The organism is Thiocystis minor, from assembly GCF_016653465.1.
Classification (GTDB): Bacteria; Pseudomonadota; Gammaproteobacteria; order Chromatiales; family Chromatiaceae; genus Chromatium; species Chromatium minus.
The window spans coordinates 1-4,710 of record NZ_NHSQ01000098.1 but is presented as its reverse complement, the minus strand read 5'-3'; the positions used below and the strand labels follow the sequence as shown (position 1 = coordinate 4,710).

Below are 4,710 nucleotides of genomic sequence, written 5' to 3'. Positions count from 1 at the left end.
CCCTACCTCCCCCCCTACCTCCCCCGCATCGCTGGGCAGGCCGTGAAAATCACGAAAGGCGCTCACTAAACGGTGCCCCTCGGGAAGGTCCGATAGATGGCGATCCGTCGAAGTCACCCATGCGCGGTTCTTCGTCAGCCGGGTTGTTCCGAGCTTGTCGAGAATGTTCCCGATGCCACGAATCCAGATCAGCGGATACTCGACATCGCACCATCCGATTTTTTCCAAGTCGCGCAGCGCCAGGCGTACCTCGTCCGGCTCCATCTCGACATCCTCGGCAATCGCGGGGACGCTGATTCGGTAGATACCGGACAGGTGAGCGGTCGGACCATAGGCCAGATGGAGAAAGACGCGCAGATGCCCTGACGGCAACCGCCACATCTCGGCTTTGAAAGCCGAATCCCAGAACCCCCTTGGGAAATGCGAACCCTTAGCCATGGTCGCAGCCCTCCGCGTCAACTTCGGTGAGCCGCTGCTCAAGTCGCGCTAGGGCCTCTCTGAGTGAGTGGATCAGGGTTCGCGCATCCTCCGCCCGCAAGACGGCCTCGAACTTGCGCAAGACCGCCAGCGCACCTGTGACGGCGTGCGCGGCGTGCATGGCCTCTTTTTTCGTGGGGACGATTGCGGGTGTTGGGGAGGGGTTCCCCGCCGGCGGGCGGGCGGCGTCCAGGTCTTCGCCCTGCTCCTTGGCGCCGGTGTCGGAATTTTTAGAACTTTCGGAAGTGTTCCGTTTTTTCTCAATCGCCTTACCCACTCCTCGTTGGGTCATCCCCACGCTCGCGGCGATCTCTCTTTGAGTCTCCCCGGCATCCGCGCGTTTCTGAATCTCCGCATCCCGCGCGGCCTTCACCTGCTCCCGCGCGGCCTGGGTCAACTCCCGTGCCCACCGCTCCGAGCATTTGAGCAGCCCGGCGACGGCCGACACGTCATGGGCCGCGCAGAATTGCTGATCGACGGCCTTTCGATAGGCGCGACGAAGGTCGTCCCCGCTTCGCTGCAACCCGTGATCGGCGTTGACACCGAGCGAGAGACGCAGGGCGTCTTGATAGTCGCCGGGGATGATGCGGACGGGAATTTTCGCGATGCCCGCGCGTTCGGCCGCCAGCAAGCGGTTGTGGCCATCAACCAGCCAGCGGGTTCCCGATGTCCCCACAACGAGTAGCGGGGCATCGGGCAACCAGTTGCGTTCCTGCAGCGTCTCGGCGTACTGGTCAACGAGTGCCTGATTGTTCCCCGCACGGGGCTGTAGCTCGGGATCGACGGTGATCTGATCCCGATCCAAGATGGTGGGGGGGGATCCCGGCAGGATGGTTGCGCCGATGTCGGTTTTAAGGGCGATGCCTTTCCTGGGGGCGCTCATGCCTCGCCTCCCTGCCGGGCGGCGTTGATGGCCTGTAGCTCGATTGCGGGGCGTACCGCCTCGATCAGGGCCGCCACGGTCTCAAGATTGGCGATCCCGGACCAGATCAGGGCGGGCGCGTGGATGTCTCCGATCGCCTCGGCGCCCTGGTGGAGCGTCTCAATGGCGGCCGCGATCCTGTAGGCGGCCGATGCCAAGGCATCGTTAACAGAAATGCCATCGGTTACCGAGAAGACAGGGGTATCGCAGGCGAACGCGCGACGGTCGGAAAAATGGGTCAGGCGGGTTTTCATGTGTCGAACTCCAAAATGCTTTGGGGGTTCGACTGAGAGACAGGGGGGCAGGGACGGAACGACGCTAGCGCAGACGCGCAACCCCATTCGGGGTAGAATCGATTCCGCCGGTGCTCAACTGGTTACCTCAGTCGGGCTTAAATGTCCGAGGGGCCTGCAAGCCTCTCGGAACGGCACCACTCTAAACCGGAAACCCGCGCGATTGCAACAACGCCCCTGCCAGGGCGTTTTTTGTTGGGGCCGCCGGTCATCTCGCCTCTCCTCCGTCCGCTGGCTGGGTTCCCTGTGGCCGTCGTGTTTGTCGCTCCAAAAACCGATCCAGCTCGCCGATGTCGTAGAACGTCGTGCGTCCAATGCGGATGTACGCCAGTTCGGGTGTGCCTTTGATCGCCCAATTGGAAAGCGTTTCAGGGGTTACACCGAGATACGTCGCGGCTGCTTGGCGCCTCAAACGACGATCACGGAGCCGCTGCAATTCAGGCGGTAGAGGTGCGTTTTGTTTGGCGCGGGGTCGCTGTGTCTTCATGAGGGTTAGCCCACGCGCTCGATGCGGGTTTCCAGCCAGCGCAGGTAGGCTTCAGGGTCGATCAGGATGCGGCGGCCGCGACGGAAAATGGCGCCGATTTTGGTCAGTCCGTTGATGTCCCGATTGAACAAGTCCCAGCGGACACCGCCTTCGCTCAAGGCCGGTTGAACGGCCACAAGCTGCTTGACGGTCACGAGTACTCGCGACGGGGTTGGAATGGTCGCGGCGGATGCGGCGGGGATGGGGGGCATAAGCAATACTCGCGTTAGATTGACAGACAAGGCGGGGGATTCCGCTTTGTTGTCGCCTATCGTCGCGAGTCGTGACCGTGAATTCATCCCGCGCGGGAAAATGGAACGTTTCGCAGGAAAATGGATGCGGCCTTGCCCTGGTCGTCAAGGATCGGCTTTCGATGCTTCGCTGAGATACTTCTCAAGCGTGCTACGTGTCAGCGTGGTGTATCCGTTCGCCGTCAGATAACCGACGACTCCGGTATCCCCGGTCTCTTTTGCCGTGCCGAGATTGATCGATCCGTTTTTCTTCTTGAGCGCGATCGACCGCTTGCCGTCTTCATGCTTGAGTCGCTCCGGGTCGGTATCCGCCAGCGCGCACACAAGGGCGCCGGTGATTCTGAGCAGGGTACCCTCGTTCAATCCTCGCTTCGGTTTCTGCGTGGGCGCCGGCGCCTGGTTGATCGTGGGCGCCGGCGCCTGGTCGCTGACTCCATCCTGTTCCTGAAAGATCGTTTCGCCCCAGATCGCGAGCGCCAACCGGTCAATGTCGCGCGGCCACAGTCGCCAGGTCATGTCGGGGATGCGCGGCTCATCTTGCAAATCGACAGGCGCAATGAATGGGAGCTTGGAAAAGGGGACCAGTGAGCCGGGTTCGCGCGGGTCGATCTGCCCAGACAGAAACCATTCTGCAAACCTGATCGGCGCCTTTCCGATCAATGCCCATGGACTCCCCTTCAACCGATAGCCAAGCAGAATGGCGGCCTCAAACAGTGAGATTGAATCGTCGCCACTGAGCGGCGACGGACGGCCAATCTCTGACACCGCCTCGTAATCCGGGAATAAGACCCATGCCTCATTCGGGTAAAGGGGGAAATACAGCTTTTCTTCAAGCGCGGCTTGCCATGACGCCAGGAATCGCGAACGGATTGAATGCTCGGTTTCGTCTGCTATTCTCGTCTCAAGGGCGGCTCGTTTCGGACGTTCATTTCGGGGGGCGCTTTGGCGCAGCATCGATTCCCGCCCGTCCTGGTCAGATCCTTCGCTCATCTCCCGACCTCCCCGAAGACGCGCGCGTTCATCCGTTCGACCACTGAAGAATTGTGATCCTCGCTCAGGTGCGTATAGCGTTGCACCATGGCGAGGGTCTTATGTCCGAGAAAGGCGGCGAGTTCGGGCAGGGTGGCGCCTCCCATGGCGAGATAGCTCGCGGCGGTATGGCGCAAGTCGTGCCAGCGAAAGTTATCGACCTCCGCACGTTTTAAGGCGGTTTCCCATGGCGTCCGCAGGTCAAGCGGCTGATCGGGATGGATACGGCCAGGAAAGACCAAATCGGTATCCAGGCGCCGGACCTTGGCGCGGTGCTGGAGCATTTCCAAGGCTAAACCCGAGAGGGACAGGGCGCGGCGCTCGCCGTTCTTGGTCTCCGTCAGGATGGCGACCCTCCGCGCGAAGTCGATTTGTCCCCAGCGTAGCCCCATGGCTTCCTGTTTCCGGGCACCTGTCGAGAGCGACAAGACCACGGCAAGATACAGGTCTGGGCCTCCCTGCTTGCAGGCGACCAAGAGCCGTTCGCGCTCAGGATCGGACAGGTAGCGAACCCGCCCACGCGGCTCTTTGGGCTTGGATACCTTCAGCAAGGGGTTGCTGTCGATCCACTGCCATTCCTTCACGGCGATGGTGAAGGCGTGAGACAACACGGCGAGATAGCGGATCACTGTCGATGGGGATCGGCTCACGGCTCAGGGCGTCACGACATTCGACCATCAACGCAGGCGAGCACTCGGAGAGGCTCTTGGTGCCGATGCGGGCGTTCCACCATGCCAGTTGCTGAAGCTGGGTCGCGCGGCTCCCGGCCTTTTTCTTTGGCATCTCGTCTTTGACATACCGCTCGATCATCTCGCCGATGGTGCGGCGCCGGGCTTCCGTCGTGGCGAAATAGCGGCCTTCCTGGATGGCCGCTTCGGTCGCGACTGCCCACTGCTTCGCCCTCGTCAGACTGCTAAACGTCGCGCTGTGCTCCGGGTTGCCCTTGCGACGGATGCGCACACGATAGGACGCGGCGCCGGTGGAGTCGGTTCGCTTCTCGATTCTTGCCATGGTCAAGGCTCCGGTGGTCTGGCTGGGTCAATTGGGCGTCAATCAGTCTGCCAAAAGAGTACAGCGCGGGGCCATTAATTCTACTTTGTTACCTTCAAAAAATCTTTAAGTGTTTAAATTTTATGATAATAAACAAAAATACACATAAACAATAGGGTTCTAGTGGCGCGTTGAGCGCCTATAATCACCCATAAACCGCCA

8 protein-coding genes are annotated in these 4,710 nt (G+C 60.9%); all 8 read right to left on the bottom strand.

Annotation, left to right across the window (positions count from 1 at the left end):
* Nucleotides 1-438, bottom strand: a 438-nt coding sequence (locus tag CCR95_RS14390; RefSeq protein WP_201095625.1) for a hypothetical protein, incomplete at its 3' end; no start/stop codon positions are given.
* A complete protein-coding gene (locus CCR95_RS14385; RefSeq protein ID WP_201095624.1) occupies nt 431-1,360 on the bottom strand; it encodes a ParB/RepB/Spo0J family partition protein in 930 nt (309 codons plus the stop codon). The genes CCR95_RS14385 and CCR95_RS14390, both read right to left, overlap by 8 nt.
* Entirely contained in the window at nt 1,357-1,653 is a 297-nt protein-coding gene (locus CCR95_RS14380; protein ID WP_201095622.1) for a hypothetical protein, read from the bottom strand. The genes CCR95_RS14385 and CCR95_RS14380 overlap by 4 nt, the downstream gene beginning before the upstream one ends.
* Before the next feature lie 247 nt (nt 1,654-1,900).
* Nucleotides 1,901-2,179: a helix-turn-helix domain-containing protein gene (locus CCR95_RS26375; RefSeq protein ID WP_201095620.1), complete on the bottom strand. Its 279-nt coding sequence runs from the start codon at nt 2,177-2,179 to the stop codon at nt 1,901-1,903.
* A 5-nt stretch (nt 2,180-2,184) separates the two neighbouring features.
* Entirely contained in the window at nt 2,185-2,430 is a 246-nt protein-coding gene (locus CCR95_RS14370) for a hypothetical protein (RefSeq protein WP_201095619.1), read from the bottom strand.
* Between the two features lie 144 nt (nt 2,431-2,574).
* Entirely contained in the window at nt 2,575-3,459 is an 885-nt protein-coding gene (locus tag CCR95_RS14365) for a hypothetical protein (RefSeq protein ID WP_201095617.1), read from the bottom strand.
* Complete coding sequence (locus tag CCR95_RS14360; protein WP_242523257.1) at nt 3,456-4,049, bottom strand: site-specific integrase; 594 nt, start codon at nt 4,047-4,049, stop codon at nt 3,456-3,458. The genes CCR95_RS14365 and CCR95_RS14360 overlap by 4 nt, the downstream gene beginning before the upstream one ends.
* Complete coding sequence (locus CCR95_RS24955) at nt 3,988-4,509, bottom strand: hypothetical protein (protein ID WP_207188634.1); 522 nt, start codon at nt 4,507-4,509, stop codon at nt 3,988-3,990. The genes CCR95_RS14360 and CCR95_RS24955 overlap by 62 nt, the downstream gene beginning before the upstream one ends.
* Nucleotides 4,510-4,710: the final 201 nt, after the last annotated feature.

Excerpts from the sequence above, each read along its gene's own strand:
- CCR95_RS14380 (WP_201095622.1), bottom strand. The coding sequence starts at position 1,653 with ATGAAAACCCGCCTGACCCATTTTTCCGACCGTCGCGCGTTCGCCTGC.
- CCR95_RS14365 (WP_201095617.1), bottom strand. The coding sequence starts at position 3,459 with ATGAGCGAAGGATCTGACCAGGACGGGCGGGAATCGATGCTGCGCCAA.
- CCR95_RS14385 (WP_201095624.1), bottom strand. The coding sequence starts at position 1,360 with ATGAGCGCCCCCAGGAAAGGCATCGCCCTTAAAACCGACATCGGCGCA.
- CCR95_RS14370 (WP_201095619.1), bottom strand. The coding sequence starts at position 2,430 with ATGCCCCCCATCCCCGCCGCATCCGCCGCGACCATTCCAACCCCGTCG.
- CCR95_RS26375 (WP_201095620.1), bottom strand. The coding sequence starts at position 2,179 with ATGAAGACACAGCGACCCCGCGCCAAACAAAACGCACCTCTACCGCCT.
- CCR95_RS24955 (WP_207188634.1), bottom strand. The coding sequence starts at position 4,509 with ATGGCAAGAATCGAGAAGCGAACCGACTCCACCGGCGCCGCGTCCTAT.